This window comes from Gluconobacter sp. P1D12_c (assembly GCF_018812105.1).
Taxonomy (GTDB): Bacteria; Pseudomonadota; Alphaproteobacteria; order Acetobacterales; family Acetobacteraceae; genus Gluconobacter; species Gluconobacter oxydans_A.
Genome location: NZ_JACSIQ010000574.1, coordinates 1 through 418, shown reverse-complemented (window position 1 = coordinate 418; position 418 = coordinate 1). Strand labels below are relative to the sequence as shown.

Annotated in this window: 1 protein-coding gene; it reads left to right on the top strand. The window is 55.5% G+C overall.

Annotated features, from left to right (window positions below):
- Window positions 1–151: 151 nt before the first annotated feature.
- Window positions 152–418: recombinase family protein (locus tag KP705_RS18210; protein ID WP_215765316.1), on the top strand; the 267-nt coding region annotated here is incomplete at its 3' end.

The following is a 418-nucleotide window of genomic DNA, read 5'->3' as shown; positions in this document are numbered from 1 at the left end:
GATGTCTCCTTCATGTGTCCGGAAGGGGATCGTTGGACGGACTGTCCCGGACAAGTGCAACACGTCATGGAATACAGCCGTGTGCTGTGTCTCATAAAGGTGGTACCATATGTTTTGCAGTCATGGGGCCTTATACGTTACACTTTCCCGTATGACACACATAATGATCGGCTATGCCCGCTGCTCGACGGACAAACAGGATCTCGCGGCCCAGCATCAGGAACTGCTCAAACTCGGTGTTTCTGCCGATCGTATTTACACCGACAAGGGCTTCACCGGCACGAACCGGGAAAGGGCCGGCCTTGACCAGGCACTGGCGGCTGTTCGTAGTGGCGATACTTTGGTCGTACCAAAGCTTGATCGACTGGCCCGCTCTGTCCCTGATGCACGGCTTATTGGCGACAGCCTGGCATCCCGT